14 protein-coding genes and 1 tRNA gene are annotated in these 16,620 nt (G+C 66.0%); 6 read left to right on the top strand and 9 right to left on the bottom strand.

Annotated features, from left to right (window positions below; genetic code table 11):
* Nucleotides 1-100 precede the first annotated feature (100 nt).
* Together mltG and fabF are read right to left on the bottom strand one after the other, a co-directional pair.
* Nucleotides 101-1,279: an endolytic transglycosylase MltG gene (mltG, locus tag PIJ50_RS06105; protein ID WP_271973630.1), complete on the bottom strand. Its 1,179-nt coding sequence runs from the start codon at nucleotides 1,277-1,279 to the stop codon at nucleotides 101-103.
* On the bottom strand, nucleotides 1,279-2,541 hold the full coding sequence (fabF, locus tag PIJ50_RS06100) for a beta-ketoacyl-ACP synthase II (protein WP_271973628.1): 1,263 nt from the start codon (nucleotides 2,539-2,541) through the stop codon (nucleotides 1,279-1,281). The genes mltG and fabF overlap by 1 nt, the downstream gene beginning before the upstream one ends.
* A 174-nt stretch (nucleotides 2,542-2,715) precedes the next feature.
* Here fabF and PIJ50_RS06095 point away from each other — a divergent pair, with 174 nt between their 5' ends.
* Nucleotides 2,716-3,213, top strand: a complete 498-nt coding sequence (locus PIJ50_RS06095) for a biliverdin-producing heme oxygenase (RefSeq protein WP_271973626.1) — start codon at nucleotides 2,716-2,718, stop codon at nucleotides 3,211-3,213.
* Nucleotides 3,210-5,723, top strand: coding sequence for an HWE histidine kinase domain-containing protein (locus PIJ50_RS06090; protein ID WP_271973624.1), 2,514 nt, complete (start codon nucleotides 3,210-3,212; stop codon nucleotides 5,721-5,723). The genes PIJ50_RS06095 and PIJ50_RS06090 overlap by 4 nt, the downstream gene beginning before the upstream one ends.
* Nucleotides 5,724-5,769: 46 nt before the next feature.
* On the opposite strand, the gene PIJ50_RS06085 is transcribed toward PIJ50_RS06090, so the two are convergent.
* From PIJ50_RS06085 to PIJ50_RS06065, 5 genes are all read right to left on the bottom strand, one after another.
* Nucleotides 5,770-6,003, bottom strand: a complete 234-nt coding sequence (locus PIJ50_RS06085; protein ID WP_002719616.1) for an acyl carrier protein — start codon at nucleotides 6,001-6,003, stop codon at nucleotides 5,770-5,772.
* Between the two features lie 168 nt (nucleotides 6,004-6,171).
* A complete protein-coding gene (fabG, locus tag PIJ50_RS06080) occupies nucleotides 6,172-6,909 on the bottom strand; it encodes a 3-oxoacyl-ACP reductase FabG (RefSeq protein WP_271973618.1) in 738 nt (245 codons plus the stop codon).
* Nucleotides 6,910-6,922: 13 nt separating this feature from the next.
* On the bottom strand, nucleotides 6,923-7,864 hold the full coding sequence (gene fabD, locus PIJ50_RS06075) for an ACP S-malonyltransferase (protein WP_271973809.1): 942 nt from the start codon (nucleotides 7,862-7,864) through the stop codon (nucleotides 6,923-6,925).
* A gap of 106 nt (nucleotides 7,865-7,970) precedes the next feature.
* Nucleotides 7,971-9,377, bottom strand: a complete 1,407-nt coding sequence (glnA, locus tag PIJ50_RS06070; RefSeq protein WP_271973616.1) for a type I glutamate--ammonia ligase — start codon at nucleotides 9,375-9,377, stop codon at nucleotides 7,971-7,973.
* A gap of 39 nt (nucleotides 9,378-9,416) precedes the next feature.
* Nucleotides 9,417-9,755: a P-II family nitrogen regulator gene (locus PIJ50_RS06065; RefSeq protein WP_271973614.1), complete on the bottom strand. Its 339-nt coding sequence runs from the start codon at nucleotides 9,753-9,755 to the stop codon at nucleotides 9,417-9,419.
* Between the two features lie 137 nt (nucleotides 9,756-9,892).
* Here PIJ50_RS06065 and PIJ50_RS06060 point away from each other — a divergent pair, with 137 nt between their 5' ends.
* The 4 genes from PIJ50_RS06060 (at nucleotide 9,893) to PIJ50_RS06045 (ending at nucleotide 15,006) form a co-directional block, all read left to right on the top strand.
* A complete protein-coding gene (locus PIJ50_RS06060) occupies nucleotides 9,893-11,347 on the top strand; it encodes an NAD(P)H-hydrate dehydratase (protein WP_334212719.1) in 1,455 nt (484 codons plus the stop codon).
* Nucleotides 11,348-11,431: 84 nt separating this feature from the next.
* Nucleotides 11,432-11,516: transfer RNA gene (locus PIJ50_RS06055), tRNA-Leu, on the top strand.
* A 25-nt stretch (nucleotides 11,517-11,541) separates the two neighbouring features.
* Nucleotides 11,542-12,876 (top strand): trigger factor, encoded by a 1,335-nt coding sequence (gene tig / locus PIJ50_RS06050; RefSeq protein WP_271973610.1) that lies wholly within the window; start codon nucleotides 11,542-11,544, stop codon nucleotides 12,874-12,876.
* Between the two features lie 162 nt (nucleotides 12,877-13,038).
* The gene (locus PIJ50_RS06045; protein ID WP_271973609.1) at nucleotides 13,039-15,006 is read left to right on the top strand and encodes a glycosyltransferase family 2 protein; all 1,968 of its coding nucleotides are present in this window, start codon (nucleotides 13,039-13,041) and stop codon (nucleotides 15,004-15,006) included.
* Here PIJ50_RS06045 and hflX read toward each other — a convergent pair.
* Together hflX and hfq are read right to left on the bottom strand one after the other, a co-directional pair.
* A complete protein-coding gene (gene hflX, locus PIJ50_RS06040; protein WP_271973807.1) occupies nucleotides 15,003-16,292 on the bottom strand; it encodes a GTPase HflX in 1,290 nt (429 codons plus the stop codon). The two genes, PIJ50_RS06045 and hflX, sit on opposite strands and share 4 nt — an antisense overlap.
* Complete coding sequence (hfq, locus tag PIJ50_RS06035) at nucleotides 16,289-16,522, bottom strand: RNA chaperone Hfq (RefSeq protein ID WP_054303569.1); 234 nt, start codon at nucleotides 16,520-16,522, stop codon at nucleotides 16,289-16,291. The genes hflX and hfq overlap by 4 nt, the downstream gene beginning before the upstream one ends.
* Nucleotides 16,523-16,620: the final 98 nt, after the last annotated feature.

Genomic DNA, 16,620 nt, shown 5'->3' with positions numbered 1-16,620 from the left:
CGTTCGTTCAGTCTTCCAGCATGCCTGTAGTGATACCTCAGGCCGCGCGCAAAGTCAAGTTATTTCAGATACTTGCGCGCGCGGGGCGTTTACCGCCCGTTTATTCTCCGGTTTGCACGCCGCCCGCCGGCGCCTGCCCGCGCTCCCGCTCGATCTCGCGCCACTTGACCACGTTGGCGTTGTGCTCGTCTAAGGTGCGGGCGAACACGTGCCCGCCGGTCCCGTCCGCCACGAAATACACATACTCTGAATCCGCCGGATGCAGCGTCGCCTCGATGCTCAGCCGCCCCGGATTGGCGATGGGCGTCGGCGGCAGCCCGTCGATGACATAGGTGTTGTAGGGATTGCGCGCGCGCAATTCGCTGGCCCGCAACCCGCGTCCCAGCACGCCCTCGCCCTTCGTCACGCCATATATCACGGTCGGGTCGGTCTGAAGCCGCATCCCGTCGCGCAGCCGGTTCACGAAGACGCTGGCCACCATCGGCCGCTCGCCCGCGATCCCCGTCTCCTTCTCCACGATAGAGGCCATGACCAGCGCCTCCTCCGGCGTCTCATAGGGCAGCCCCTCGTCGCGCCCGACCCACAGATCGGCCAAGATGCGGGTCTGCCGTTCGGCCATCTCCGCCAGCAACTCGCTCCGCGACTGACCCTCCACGACCTCGTAGCTGTCGGGCGCAAGGCTGCCTTCCGCCGGCACCTTGTCCACATCGCCCGTCAGGAAATCCGCCCGCTTCAAGCTGTCCACCACCCGCCAGCTGGTCACGCCTTCCGCCAGCGTCACGCGCAGGCGCAGATCCTCTCCCTCGACGCCCGCAAACGCCTCCGGCGCCTCGCCCGCGGCGGGATCGTATTTCGCCACTTCCTCGAACCGGCCCGTGGCCGGGTTCAGGTCGCGCAACACCATCTGCGCGTTCGCCACGCCGATCTGATAGTTGATCTCGCGCCCGCAGGTCGATTGCCCGCCCGCGGTCACGATGTCCAGGATCTGCGGCATCGACGCACTGGCCGGGATCAGGAAGCTCCCGAACTTCTCGCGCCCCGACTTTTCGGTGTAGTCCGCGCCAATCCGGAACACATAGGTGTTCTCGATCGCCCCCTGCGCCGCCAGCGCCTCCGCCACGTCAGAGGTGGAGGCCCCCTTGTCCACCCGCAGGCAGATCGCCTGCGTCAGCGGCCCCGGCTCAAAGAACGTCTGCCGCCCCCACGCAACCAACCCCGCCACAAAAACCAGAATGACGATGAACAGCGTCAGCGCGTTGGAGGCGACAGATTTCCACATCAGTCGCGCACCCGCCCCAGAACCAGGCTCGCATTCGTGCCGCCAAACCCGAACGAATTCGACAGTGCGATGTCGATCTTGCGCTTCACCGCCTTGTTCGGCGCCAGATCCAGCTTCGGTTCCATCGCCGGGGTGTCCAGGTTGATCGTCGGCGGCGCGATCTGGTCGCGAATGGCCAGTGCGCAGAAGATCGCCTCCACGGATCCCGCCGCCCCCAGAAGGTGCCCGATCGACGATTTCGTGCTGCTCATCGTCGCCCCGGCCGCGTGATCACCCAACAGCCGCTCCACCGCGCCCAGTTCGATCGTGTCGGCCATGGTGCTGGTGCCATGCGCGTTGATGTAATCGACCTGCGACGGCTCGACCCCGGCACGCTTCAGCGCCGCCTCCATCGCGCGGTATCCGCCATCGCCATCCTCGGACGGCGCCGTGATGTGATAGGCGTCGCCCGACATGCCATAGCCCAGCACCTCGGCATAGATCTTCGCGCCGCGCGCCTTGGCGTGCTCGTATTCCTCCAGCACCACGATGCCGGCGCCTTCACCCATGACGAACCCGTCGCGGTCTGCATCATAGGGCCGGCTCGCCTTCGTCGGCTCGTCCGCACGCTTGGTCGACAGCGCCTTGCACGCGTTGAAGCCCGCAATCCCGATCTCGCTGATCGGGCTTTCCGCCCCGCCCGCCACCATCACGTCCGCATCGTCGAACGCGATCAGCCGCGCCGCATCGCCGATGGCATGCGCCCCGGTCGAGCAGGCCGTCACCACCGCATGGTTCGGCCCCTTGAAGCCGAACCGGATCGACACCTGCCCCGACACGAGGTTGATGAGAGAGCCCGGAATGAAGAACGGCGACACGCGTTTCGCACCCTTCTCCTTGATCAGCACCGCCGTCTCGGCGATCGTGCTCAAACCCCCGATCCCCGACCCGATCATCACGCCCGTGCGCGCGCGACCTTCCTCGTCCTCGGGCTCCCAGCCCGAATCCTTCACGGCCTGAACCGCCGCCGCCATGCCATAGATGATGAAGTCGTCGACCTTGCGCTGGTCCTTCGGCTCCATCCAGTCGTCCGGGTTGAACGTTCCGTTTGTCCCGTCGCCGCGGGGCACTTCGCAGGCATATTTCGTGACGACGTTCACCGGATCGAAACGGGTGATCGTGCCCGCTCCGGACTGCCCTTCCAGCAAACGCTTCCACGTTTCCTCCACGCCCGACGCAAGAGGCGTGACAAGACCCAGACCCGTGACGACAACGCGACGCATGCAGAACTTCCTTCCGAAAACTTTCGCGCCTGATACACGCGACGGCACAACCCTGCAATATAAGCCACATCCGCCGGCGCGCCAGTGCGCGCAAACAGGCCTTGCGCATGCGCAGCCGGTCGCTACGTTCGCCCCATGGATCAGACGGGACGACTTTCGAACAGGCGCTGGCAGTTGCGGGACGCGACGGCCGAAGCCCACGCGGCGCTGGACGCCGCCGTGGGCGGCTTCGGCGACCGCGAAAGCTACGCCGCCTACCTCCGCGCGAACCTCCGGTTCCGGGCCACCGTCGAGCCTGCTCTGAAGGGCGTCGCCTTCAGCCCCTGGCGGCCCCGCCTGCTTCTGGACGACCTGCGCCGCGACATGACCGACCTCGGCCTCCCGCTCCCCGATCCCACGCCGGCCCCGTCCTTGTCCGGCAGCGCCCTGATCGGCCGCCTCTACGTCCTCGAAGGCGCCGCCCTCGGCAGCCAGATCCTGCGCAAGCGCGCCCAGACCCTCGGCTTCGACGCCACCTTCGGCGCGCGGCACCTGTCCGGCACCGTGGCCAACTGGACCGCGTTCCTGTCCGTCCTCGACATGGCCGAACCCTTTGACGCCGATCAGGCCGTCGTCGGGGCCACACTCACGTTCGACCTCGCCCGCGACGCGTTCGCCAAGGAGCCGACATGAACGAGCCCGTCACCCTCACCAATTGCGACCGCGAGCCGATCCACATCCCGGGCACCATCCAGCCCTACGGCGCGCTTCTGGCCTTCGACCTCCAACTGCAACGGCTGCAGCAGCATTCGGCCAACAGCGCCCAGCTGATCGGCCGCGAGGCCGTCCGCAACGGCGAGGCGCCCATCCAGCTCCTCGGCCCGGCCGTCACCGCCCGCCTGCAGGACGCGCTGGCCCTCACCGCCGAACAGACCCGCCCCGTCCTGCTCTTCGACGTCCAACTCCCCTCCGGCCGCCGCGTCGACATGGCCCTGCACAGCAACGGCATGGCCACGATGGTGGAGATGGAGGCGGCCTCCACCAACACCGCGCCGCTGCAACTGGCGCGCCTGATGATGGACCGCATCAGCGGGTTCGAAGAGGCCGATGCCCTTTTCGCCGAGGTGACACGCCTGATTCGCGCCCATCTTGGCTATGACCGCGTCATGGTCTACGAATTTGCCGCCAACGGCTCCGGTCGCGTCATCGCGGAAGAAAAGGCGCCCCACCTTGAATCCTTCCTCGGCCAGCACTTCCCGGCCGCCGACATTCCGGCCCAGGCGCGGCGCCTCTACCTCACCAACACGATCCGCGTCATCTCGGACGTCCAGGCCGAACGCGTGCCCATCACGCCGGAACGCTTCCTTGGCCAGCCCCTGGACCTGTCGCAGGCCCACCTTCGGTCCGTCTCCCCCATCCACTGCGAATACCTGCGCAACATGGGCGTTGGCGCCTCCATGTCGATCTCCATCATCGTGGACGGCGTTCTCTGGGGCCTGATCGCCTGCCACCACTACACGCCGCACACCCTGCCCATGGCCGTCCGCGTCGCGGCCGAGATGTTCGGAGAGTTCCTGTCCCTCCACCTCGGCGCCCTTCTGCGCAAGCGCAAGCTGGACCGTGCGGCCCGCACCCGCGCCCAGATGCAGAAGCTGTCGCGGCTCGACACCTCGCAGGACGTGCAGCACGTCCTTGCCAACGGGATCGAGGATCTGGCACGCCTTCTGGAATGCGACGGTGTCGTGGTGAAGATGAACGACCACAGCACCTCCACCGGCACCGTCCCGGACGCCGCGGCGCTGGACGCGATCCTGTCCCACGTCGCGGGCCAGACCGAGGACGGATTCTGGTTCACCGACAACCTTGCCGACCACGTGCCGCAGGCGGAACCGTTCCACGGCCGGACCGCCGGCGTGCTGGCCGTTCCCATATCCCAGATCGCGCGCGACTGGATCCTGTTCTTCCGCCAGGAACAGGTCCGCACCGTGAACTGGGCCGGCAACCCTGAAAAGACCTACGAAACCGGCCCTTTGGGCGACCGGCTGACTCCCCGCCACAGCTTCGCCCTGTGGAAGGAGGAGGTGCACCGCCGCTCCGCCCCCTGGACCGAGGATGACCTCGACACCGCCCGCGCCCTGCGCACCACGCTGGTGGAGATCGTCCTTCTGCACAACGAGCTTCTGGCCGAGGAACGTGACCGCGCCGCCCTGCGCCAGCGCGTCCTCAACGACGAGCTGAACCACCGCGTGAAGAACATCCTCGCGGTGATCAAGTCCGTCATCGGCCATCCGGTGGAAGAAGGCCGCACGCTCGAATCCTACATCGCCTCGCTCAAGGGGCGCATCCAGGCGCTGTCCTTTGCCCATGACCAGGTGATGCGCGGCGACGGCGGCGGCTCCTTCTCGGCGCTCCTTCAGGCCGAACTCGCCCCCTATCGCGGCAGCTCGGTCATGCGCCTCGAAGGGCCCGAAGCGCTGCTCGACAGCCGCGGCTTCTCCGTCATGGCCCAGATCCTGCACGAGATGGCGACCAACGCCGCCAAATACGGTGCCCTGTCCCGCCCCGGCGGCCGGCTGGAGGTGATCTGGTCCCGGTCCGAGGATGGCGACTGCCTTGTCCAATGGCGCGAAAGCGGCGGCCCCGCCGTGGTCGCGCCCGACCGCAGCGGCTTCGGCTCGCTGCTTCTGGAACGCTCCCTGCCCTTTGATCTGGGCGGCCGTTCCTTTATTGATTATCGCCCCACGGGGGTGGAAGCCGAATTCGTGCTTCCCGCCCGTTTCGTCCGGTTTGAGGAGACTGCCATGACATCCACCCCCACCGCCCTTCGGGCGGTCCCCCCCGCCGTGCCCGAAGACGCCCATGTGCTGCTTCTGGAAGACCAGCTGCTGATCGCCATGGACGTGGAAGCGATGCTGGAGGAGGCGGGCTTCAAGCGCATCTCGCTGGCGCGGAACGTGGCGCAGGCGCTGAACCTCGTGGAAAACGGCGGGATCGAACTGGCGATGCTGGACGTGAACCTCGGCTCCGAAACCTCCGTCGCCGTGGCCGAGGCGCTGCGCACGCGCGGTACGCCCTTCGTATTCGCCACAGGCTACGACGAAACCTCCGCCCTGCCCGAAACGATGCGCAACGTTCCCATCGTGCGCAAACCCTACGACGCCGAGAACCTGATCGAAGCGCTGGCCACCGCCTTCCGCAAATGAAAAAAGGCGCCCCGCGGGGCGCCTTTTTCACAGGTCGTGAAAGTGATCAGGCCGCTTCCGAGATGAACTTCACGGCGTCGCCGAAGGTCTGGATCGTCTCGGCCGCGTCGTCCGGGATCTCGATGCCGAACTCTTCTTCGAACGCCATCACCAGTTCAACGGTGTCAAGGCTGTCAGCGCCAAGATCGTCGATGAACGACGCGTTCTCGGTCACTTTTTCCTCTTCGACGCCCAGATGCTCGACGACGATCTTCTTCACGCGATCTGCGATGTCGCTCATGTCCATGTCCTCATTCATTGCGGGAGCGGTCCCGTCCCAGTTGTCATTGCCCGAAAGGGCGGTTGTCCCGACAGCGCGACGGGGTGCCCCGGTGGCGTTGCCGCCCCCGTGGTCTCAAAGCGCGCTATAGCAAGGGTTATGTGGCAAGGCAAACGCTTTCAAGCGTTATTAAAGCATGGCCATCCCGCCGTTTACGTGCAGCGTCGAACCGGTCACATAGCCCGCCTCGGAACTGGACAGATACAGCACCGCCGCCGCGATCTCGGCCGGGGTTCCCATGCGTCCCGACGGGATCTGCGCCAGGATCCGGCCCTTCTGGTCGTCGTTCAGCTTGTCCGTCATCGCCGTCGCGATAAAGCCCGGCGCCACGCAGTTCACGGTGATGCCGCGGCTGGCCACTTCGAAGGCCAGGCTCTTGGACAGGCCCACCATCCCGGCCTTCGCCGCGGAATAGTTCACCTGCCCCGGATTGCCCGTCGCCCCCACGATGGAGGTGATGTTGACGATCCGCCCCCACCGCGCCTTCATCATGCCCCGCAGCACCCCGCGGCACAGCCGGAAGGTGGAGGTGAGGTTCACGTCAATCACCGACTGCCATTCGTCGTCCGACATCCGCATGGCCAGGTTGTCGCGCGTGATGCCCGCGTTGTTCACCAGGATGTCCACGGACCCCATCGCCTCGGCCGCCGCCTTCGGCAGCGCCTCCACGGCGGCGGCGTCCGAAAGGTTGCAGGTCACGACATGCGCCCGCTCGCCCAGCTCGGCCGCGAGTTCCGCCAGCGGCGCCTCGCGCGTGCCCGACAGCGCCACAACCGCGCCCGCCTTGTGCAGCGCCCGCGCGATGTCGGCGCCGATGCCACCCGATGCGCCGGTCACCAGCGCGTTCTTGCCCGTCAGATCGAACATTGTCTGCTCCTTGTTATGCGTTCAGTGCGGCCCGGGCCGCGGCCACGTCCTCGGGCGTGCCGATCGCGCGCGTCTCGGCCCCCTTGGCGATGCGCTTGATCATGCCCGACAGCGCCTTGCCGGCACCGATCTCCCAGAACTGGGTGACGCCGGCGCCTTCCATGTACTGCACCGATTCCCGCCAGCGCACGGACCCGGTGATCTGGGCGATCAGCAGCGCGCGGATGCGGTCGGGCTCGGTCACCGCCTCCGCCCGCACGTTGACGACCACCGGCACCTTCGGCGCGTCGATCACCACGGCCGCCAGGGCCTCGGACATGACCGAGGCCGCAGGCTGCATCAGGTCGCAATGGAAGGGCGCCGACACCGGCAGCAGCAGGGCGCGCTTGGCCCCGCGGGCCTTGGCGATCTCCATCGCCCGCTCCACCGCCGCCACGTGGCCGGACACAACGACCTGGCTTGGGTCGTTGTCGTTGGCGGCCTGGCACACCTCGCCCTGCGCGGCCTCCTCGGCCACCGCGACCACCGTCTCGAAATCAAGGCCGAGGATCGCGGCCATAGTGCCCACGCCCACCGGCACGGCGTCCTGCATCGCGGCGCCGCGCGTCCGCAGCAGGCGCGCCGTGTCCGTCAGCGTCAGCGAGCCCGCCGCGCACAGCGCCGAATATTCCCCCAACGAATGGCCGGCCACGAAGTCCGCAGCCTCCACCGTCACGCCCTCGGCCTCCAGCGCCCGCATCGCGGCGATGGAGGTCGCCATCAGCGCCGGCTGCGCGTTCATCGTCAGGGTCAGCGTGTCGATGTCGCCGTCCCAGATCAGCGCGGACAGCTTTTCCTGCAGCGCCTCGTCCACCTCCTCGAACACCGCTTTCGCGGACGGATAGGCGTCGGCCAGGGCACGGCCCATGCCGATGGTCTGGGCACCCTGCCCGGGGAAGACGAACGCACGCATGATAAGGCTCCTTCGCGGTTTCGTTTCGGGATAGCCCGCCGGGCCCCGAACCGCAACCAAAGCCCGCCGTGCAACGAAAAAGGCCGCCCCGAAGGGCGGCCCGGCTGCCTCAGCAGCTGTAGTACATCTGGTACTCGATCGGGTGGGGCGTATGCTCGTAGGCGTACACTTCTTCCCACTTGAGGGCCATGTAGCCTTCCAGCTGGTCGCGCGTGAACACGTCGCCGGCCAGCAGGAACTCGTGGTCCTTCTCCAGCTCCTCCAGCGCCTCGCGAAGCGAACCGCAGACGGTCGGGATCGAGGCCAGTTCTTCCGGCGGCAGATCGTAAAGGTCCTTGTCCGAAGCCGGACCCGGATCGATCTTGTTCTTGATGCCGTCCAAGCCGGCCATCAGCAGCGCCGCAAAGGCCAGGTAGGGGTTCGCCGAGGGATCGGGGAAGCGGGCTTCCACGCGTTTCGCCTTGGGCGATTCCGTCCACGGAATACGGACGCAGCCCGAACGGTTGCGTGCCGAATACGCGCGCAGAACCGGCGCCTCGAAGCCCGGGATCAGACGCTTGTAGCTGTTGGTCGACGGGTTGGTGATCGCGTTCAGCGCCTTCGCGTGCTTCAGGATGCCGCCGATGAAGAACAGGGCTTCCTGGCTCAGGTCGGCATACTTGTCACCGGCGAACAGGGGTTTGCCGTCCTTCCAGATCGACATGTTCACGTGCATCCCCGTGCCGTTGTCGCCCTTGATGGGTTTCGGCATGAACGTCACGGTCTTGCCATAGGCGTGCGCGACGTTGTGGATGACGTATTTGTATTTCTGGATGTTGTCGGCCTGCTCGACCAGACCACCGAAGATCATGCCCAGCTCGTGCTGGCAGGACGCGACCTCGTGGTGGTGCTTGTCGACCTTGATGCCCATTCGCTTCATGGTGGACAGCATTTCGCCGCGCAGGTCCTGCGCGTCGTCGATCGGGTTCACCGGGAAGTAGCCGCCCTTGACGCCCGGACGGTGGCCGGTGTTGCCGCCCTCGTACACGGTGTCGGTGTTCCACGACGCGTCAATGGCGTCCACCTGGAACGACACCTTGTTCATCGAAACGGAATAGCGGACGTCGTCGAAGATGAAGAACTCGGCTTCCGGACCGCAATAGAACGCGTCGCCGATCCCCGAGGATTTCAGGTAGGCCTCGGCCTTCACGGCCGTGCCCCGCGGGTCGCGGTCATAGGGCTCGTTCGTGTCGGGCTCCACCACGTTGCAGTGCACGCACAGCGTCTTCTCGGCATAGAAGGGATCGATGTAGGCGGAAGCCGGATCGATGATCAGCTTCATGTCCGACTGGTCGATCGACTTCCAGCCCGCGATGGACGAACCGTCGAACATGAAGCCTTCTTCGAAGAAGTCCTCATCGACCAGATCGGCGACCAGCGTCACGTGCTGCAGCTTGCCCTTCGGATCGGTGAAGCGGATGTCGACATACTCGACCTCCTCGTCCTTCATCAGGCTCAGAACTTCTTGGACGTTCATCAGGTTTCTATCCCTCCGTGAAACTTGATAATGGGATGATCAGACCGCGTCGTCGCCGGTTTCACCGGTGCGGATGCGGATGGCTTGTTCGACCGGGCTGACGAATATCTTTCCGTCGCCGATCTTTTCCGTGCGGGCGGCCTGGATGATGGCCTCGACCGCGGCATCGACCAGATCGTCGGGAATGACGACCTCGATCTTCACCTTGGGCAGGAAGTCCACGACATATTCGGCCCCGCGATACAGCTCGGTATGGCCCTTCTGGCGCCCGAACCCCTTCACCTCGGTCACGGAAAGTCCCTGGACGCCGGCCGCCTGCAGCGCTTCCTTCACTTCATCCAGCTTGAAGGGCTTGATGATCGCCTCAACTTTCTTCATCGGCCGACTCTCCGCATGCGTTTCCCGTGTCTGACCACTTTCGCAGCGCAGGGACAATTGTCGAGAGGGGAACGGCCGCCCCGAAGTGCGAAAACCCGCCTGTGTTGCCCAAATTTAGGGCATATGGCGCAAAAACCATGCAGGATATCAACATGGGCCACTCCTCCCGCGATGCCCTTCCCACTTCTGCCCAAATCCGCGGCATCGAAGCAGAGGCTTTCGCCTCAAGACAGGCAGAATCTTCCGAGTTGATGGAGCAGGCCGGTCAGGCGGTCGTCGCCGCCATCCTGCGCCACTGGCCCGAATACGCGGAAACCCCGCCCCGCACCCTGATCCTCTGCGGCTCCGGAAACAACGGCGGTGACGGCTATGTCGTGGCCCGCCTCCTCCACGCCCGCGGGTGGAGCGTGGAGGTCCGCCCCACCGCCCCGCCCACGACAAACGAAGCCCGCGCGAATCGAGCGCGCGCCACCAGCACCCCGGTCGAAGACCCTGAACTGATCATCGACGCCCTTCTGGGCATCGGCCGCCCCCGTCCCTTCACCCTCGCGCTGTCCGACGCGCGCATCGTCGCCATCGACATGCCCACGGGGCTGGACACCGACACGGGCCACGCCGTCGCCCCAAGGATCCGGGCGGACCTGACCGTTACCTTCCACGCCGCCAAGCCCGGACATTATCTTGCCGAAGGTCCGGACCTGACCGGGCACCTCCATGTCGCGGACCTCGGCCTGCCGGTCACCGCCGATCTGCATCTCGCCGCCCCCGACATCCCGTCCCTGCGCAAGGCCAGGGGCCACAAGTTCGACCATGGCCATGCGCTGGTGCTCTGCGGGGCCTCGGGCCAAGGCGGTGCCGCGCGCATGTCGGCGCGGGCGGCGCTTCGGATCGGGGCCGGGCTGGTCACGCTGGCCCCGCCTGCCCTGGCCATCCCCGAACACGCCGCACGTCTGGACGCGATCATGCTGCGAGCGGTCGACGACCCCCGCACGTTGGAGGAGATGCTGGCCGACGCCCGGATCAACGCCCTCTGCCTCGGCCCCGGCTTGGGGGTGGAGCGGGCGAAGGCCCTCCTTCCCGTCGCGCTGCGTGCCCGACGGCCGACGGTGCTGGACGCCGACGCGCTGACGGCGCTGGCCGCCACCGATCTGGTCGGCCTGCACCCCGATTGCGTCCTGACCCCGCATCCCGGCGAATTCGCCCGCCTGTTCCCCGATCTGGCACAGGCGATGACGACCACCCCGCCCGACTGGCCGATGTCGAAGCCCGACGCGGTCCGCGAAGCCGCCCGTCGCGCCGGCTGCACCGTGCTGTTGAAGGGGCATGACACCGTCATCGCCGACCCCACGGGCCGCGCGGTGCTGGCCCACGCCTCCCACGATCGGGCGGCACCGTGGCTCGCGACAGCTGGCGCGGGTGACGTCTTGGCCGGCATGATCACCGGCTTGCTGGCGCGCGGCGTTTCGCCTTTCTCCGCGGCGGAAACCGGGGCCTGGCTGCACATCGAATGCGCCCGTCAGTTCGGCCCCGGCCTCACGGCCGAGGATCTGCCCGACCTCCTGCCCCCCGTCTTCCGCAAGCTGGGCGTGTGACGCTTTTTGCTCTCGCCTCCGTGCAAGCGCTTTGCTAGAAGGCTGCGGAACAGCGGGCCGCCCATCCGGGCGGTCCGCCGGTTTGCGGGTGTGGCGAAATTGGTAGACGCACCAGATTTAGGTTCTGGCGCCGCAAGGCGTGGGGGTTCAAGTCCCTCCACCCGCACCACAAAAGGTTTGAGAAGGACGATCACATGCAGGTCACCGAGACCCTGAACGAAGGTCTGAAACGCAGCTACACGATCACCGTTCCGGCGGCCGACCTTGACGCCAAGGTGCAGGAAAAGCTGATCGAGGTGCAGCCCGAGATCGAGATGAAGGGCTTCCGCAAGGGCAAGGTCCCGATGGCCATGCTGAAAAAGCAGTTCGGCCCGCGCATCCTCGGCGATGCCATGCAGGACGCCATCGACGGCGCGATGAAGGATCACTTCGAAAAGACCGGCGACCGCCCCGCCCTTCAGCCCGACGTCAAGATGGTCGGCGGAGAGGAGTGGAAGGAAGGCCAGGACGTCGTGGTCGAGATGACCTATGAGGCCCTGCCCGAGATCCCGGAGCTCGACACGTCCTCCGTCACGCTGGAGCGTCTGGTCGTGAAGGCCGATGATTCGGCCGTCGAAGAAGCGCTGAAGAACCTAGCTTCCTCGGCCCAGACTTTCGCGGACCGCAAGAAGGGCTCCAAGGCCAAGGACGGCGACCAGATCGTGATCGACTTCAAGGGTTCGGTCGACGGCGAAGTGTTCGAAGGCGGCACCGCCGAGGACTACCCGCTCGTTCTCGGCTCCGGCTCGTTCATCCCGGGCTTCGAGGACCAGCTGACCGGCGCCAAGGAAGGCGACGACGTCGAAGTGAAGGTTACCTTCCCCGAGAACTACGGCGCTTCGCACCTCGCGGGCAAGGAAGCCCTGTTCGAGTGCAAGGTGAAGGCCGTCAAGGCCCCGGCCGAGGCCGAGCTGAACGACGAGCTGGCCAAGAAATACGGTGCGGAAGATCTGGAAGCCCTGAAGACCCAGATCTCCGGTCGTCTGGAAGCCGAATACGCCGGCGCCTCGCGCGCGGTGATGAAGCGCGCCCTGCTGGACCAGCTGGACGGCATGGTCAGCTTCGACCTGCCCCCTTCGCTGGTCGAAGCCGAGGCCGGCCAGATCGCCCACCAGCTTTACCATGAAGAGCATCCGGACGATCACGACCACAACCACGGCGCGATCGAGCCGACGGACGAGCACAAGGCACTGGCCGTGCGCCGCGTGCGCCTTGGCCTCCTGCTGGCCGAGATCGGCCGCAAGGCCGACGTGCAGGTGTCCGATCAGGAAATGACGCAGGCCGTCCTGAACCAGGCCCGTCAGTATCCGGGCCAGGAACGCGCCTTCTTCGAGTTCGTGCAGAAGAACCCGCAGATGCAGCAGCAACTGCGCGCGCCGCTGTTCGAGGACAAGGTCGTCGATCACATCGTGTCCGGCGCGACCGTGACCGAAAAGAACGTTACCAAGGAAGAACTCCAGACCGCGATCGACGCGCTCGACGAGCTCTGAGGCGTCCCACCCGCCGTTTTCGGAAAGCCGCCCCCCGGGGCGGCTTTTCTTTTGCGCCACCGATGGTTGCGCCCCATCGCGCCGATCGGGGCGTTCACGCCTTGACACCGGGCGGGGCCAGCGTCCAATCATCGTGCAGGACCGGGGTCAGGGAAGGATGTCATGACGGTACGCGCACGGATCGGATCGCTTTGGATCGGTGGCCCCTTGTCATGGATGGAAATCGCGTCGATCAAATCCTTCCTTCGGCTGGGCCACGACTACACCCTCTACACCTATGAGGATGTTCCGAACGTGCCCGAGGGCACCAACGTCGTGAACGCGCGCGAGGTGTGGGACACCGACCGCATCCTGATGCACGACAAGGCCCAAAGCCCCGCGATCCACGCGGACGTGTTCCGCGTGCGCATGGTCGCGCAGGAAGGCAACGTCTGGGCCGACACCGACGTGATCGCCCTGCAACCCTTCCCCGCCGACCTCGGCTGGTTCATCGGGCACGAGCGTGAGGACCGCCTGCTGCTGGGCAACGCCATCCTCGGGATGCCCGCGGATTCGCAGACCCTGAAGGCGATGATGGACTTCCTGACCTCCGACTTCCCGATCCCGCCCTGGTCCAAGGGCAAGTTCCGCCGGGAACTGGAACAGAAGCGGTCCGAAGGCGTCGCGGTGCGGCTGGAAAGCCTGTCCTGGGGCTCCACCGGGCCCGAGGCGCTGACCTGGTTCGCGCAGGACAGCGGAGAGATCGCGAAGGCCCAGCCCACCCACACCTTCTTCCCCGTGGCCTTCAACGACCGCAAGCGCCTTGTGAAACCGCCGGAGCGGGAGCGTCTGGAAGAGCAGCTGGAGCGTGAAGGCAGCCTGTCCGTCCACCTTTATTCCCGCTGGTTGCGCAAATACACCGCCGGCATGCCCGGCGGCCTGCCGCCCGCGACCAGCTGGCTGGGCACCTATCTGATCGATCACGATCTGGCCGATTACGACAGCCTTCCGCCCCCCGCGCCCCGCGAAAAGAAACCGCGGGAGGCGAAGGACGAAAAGGAACAGGCCGAACGCAAGGCCACCGTCAAGCTGGACCCAGAACAGTTCCTCGGCGATCTGGACGCCCGCAAGACGGCCCTGCCCACGGGCGCCAATGCATCACGTCACGGCCGCGTCACGCTGGTCACGATGGCCAAGGACGAAGGCCCTTACGTGCTGGAATGGGTGGCCTATCACCACCTTCTGGGCTTCACCGACATCCTCGCCTACACCAACGACTGCACCGACGGCACGGACGAGATGCTGGACGCGCTGGCCGCCCTTGGCCTTGTCACCCGCATGGAAAACGGCCCCATGCGAGACCTGCCGCCCCAGTCGCGCGCCCTGAAGCGCGCCACGGGCCATCCGCTGGTGCAGCATTCCGACTACATCATGGTGATGGATTTCGACGAATTCCTGACGGTCAAGACCGAAGGCGGCGACATCAACAGCCTGATCGACCTGATGCGCGACACGGACACGGACGCCATGGCCGTGACCTGGCGCTTCTTTGGATCGTCCCACATCCCCCATTACGGACCCGAACCCGTCACGCAGCGCCTGACCCGTGCCGCGAATGACGACTTCAACCCCGGCTACGGCGTGAAAACCCTGTTCCGGAACGAAGATTACCTGCGCCTCGCCATCCACCGCCCCCGCGCGGAAAAGAAGAAGCCCAACCCCCGCGGGCTCCCTTGGATCAACGGCTCGGCCAAGCCCATCGACGGCAACATCATGACCTGGCGCCAGACGCGGCAAAGCAAGGGCTATGATTTCGCGCAGGTGAACCATTACGGCGTCAAGACGCACGAGGAATACCTGATGCGCCGCCTGCGGGGCGACGTTCTGAACAATCACGGCAAGTACAACATCGACTACTTCCGCCGCTTCGACCGGAACGAGGTGGAGGACACGAGCGCCACGCGCAATGCCGACCGCCTGGCCGACCTGATGGCCACGCTGCGCCGCGATCCTGCCGTGGCCGCGGCCGAGGCGATGATCCGCGAACGCTACGCCGCCAAGCTGGACCGGCTGCGCATGTCCGAGGGGTATGAGGAGCAGATGCGCGAACTCGCCATCCGCTCCGTCCTGATCCCGGTGGACGAGGCTTAAAGCTTCGAGAACCGGGCCCGCTGCCGCGCCGACCAGCGCAGCGTCAGGCGGTGCCCGTCCTCGGTGGCGATGTCTTTTTCCACCACGCCCTGTTCGTGCAGCCAGGCCCGCTGACGCCCTTCGGCAAAGGACAAAAGCACCGTCTCCACATGACGCTCATCGTCCAGCGCCACCGTCATGGCATCAATCAGCGCCGGCAACCCCTCGCCCGTCAGGGCAGAAATCGGGAACACCCGGTCCGAACGTCCCCGATCCAGGATCGCCGACCGCGCCGTCTCGTCCACAAGGTCCAGCTTGTTCCACACTTCGAACATGGGCACGGCGGGATTCACGCCAAGGCTGTCCAGAATGTCGCCCACATCGGCCGCCTGTTCGGCGCTTTCGGGATGGGCGATGTCACGGACATGCAGGATCAGGTCCGCCTCCAGCACCTCCTCCAGCGTGGCGCGGAAGGCGGCCACCAGCTGCGTCGGCAGGTCCGAGATGAAGCCCACCGTGTCCGACAGGATGATGTTGAAGCCGGTGGGCAATTCCACCGCCCGCATGGTCGGGTCCAGCGTGGCGAACAGCATGTCCTTGGCCAGAACCTCGGCCCCGGTCATGCGGTTGAACAGGCTGGACTTGCCAGCGTTGGTGTAGCCCACCAGCGCCACGATCGGGAACGGAACCTTGCGCCGCGCGGCGCGGTGCAGTTCGCGTGTGCGCACCACCTTGTCCAGCTGGCGGCGCAGGCGGATCATTTGGTCGTCGATGGCGCGACGGTCCGCCTCGATCTGCGTCTCGCCGGGGCCGCCGACAAAGCCGAAGCCGCCCCGCTGCCGTTCAAGGTGGGTCCAGGCGCGCACCAGCCGCGTCCGCTGATAGGACAGCGCCGCCAGTTCCACCTGCAGCACGCCCTCGTTCGTGCGCGCGCGGTCGGCGAAGATTTCCAGGATCAGCCCGGTCCGGTCCAGAAGCTTGACGCCCCATTCCTTTTCCAGGTTGCGCTGCTGCACGGGGGTCACGGGACCGTCCACCAGCACCAGCTCCACCTCCTCGGCCTTCAGCCGCTGGGCCAGCTCCTCCACCTTGCCGGATCCGAACAGCGTGGCAGGGGTGGCCTTGGCAACCCGGACCACATCGGCGCCGACAACATCAAGCCCCGGCAGGGCGGCGGCAAGGGCCACCGCTTCGGCCAGTCCGTGTTCGGGAAGCCGCCGCGTGCGCTGCGCCTTCATGTCGGGGTGAAGGACAAAGGCGCGCGTCGGCGCCGCCTCGGTGGTGTGGAGATCGTGTTCCGAAATCAGTCTTCACCTTCATAAAGGTTGATGGGCGCGCCCGGCATGATGGTCGAGATCGCGTGCTTGTAGACCAGCTGCGACTGCCCGTCCCGGCGCAGAAGAACACAGAAGTTGTCGAACCAGGTGATCACGCCCTGCAACTTGACCCCGTTGATCAGGAAGATCGTGACAGGAACCTTGGCCTTGCGGACGTGGTTCAGGAAGGCATCCTGGAGGTTCTGCTTATCAGCGGCCATTCGTGTCTTGCCTTATCATTATTGTTTTTGCCCTCTTCCCTCCGGCCCTGGTCCGGAAGCAATCACAATATGATGCGGAAGCCGATGATATTCCAGAC

This window comes from Falsirhodobacter sp. 20TX0035 (genome assembly GCF_028307215.1).
Classification (GTDB): domain Bacteria; phylum Pseudomonadota; class Alphaproteobacteria; order Rhodobacterales; family Rhodobacteraceae; genus Falsirhodobacter.
Note: the sequence above shows the minus strand (reverse complement) of the source record. Positions and strands in the feature narration are given on the sequence as shown.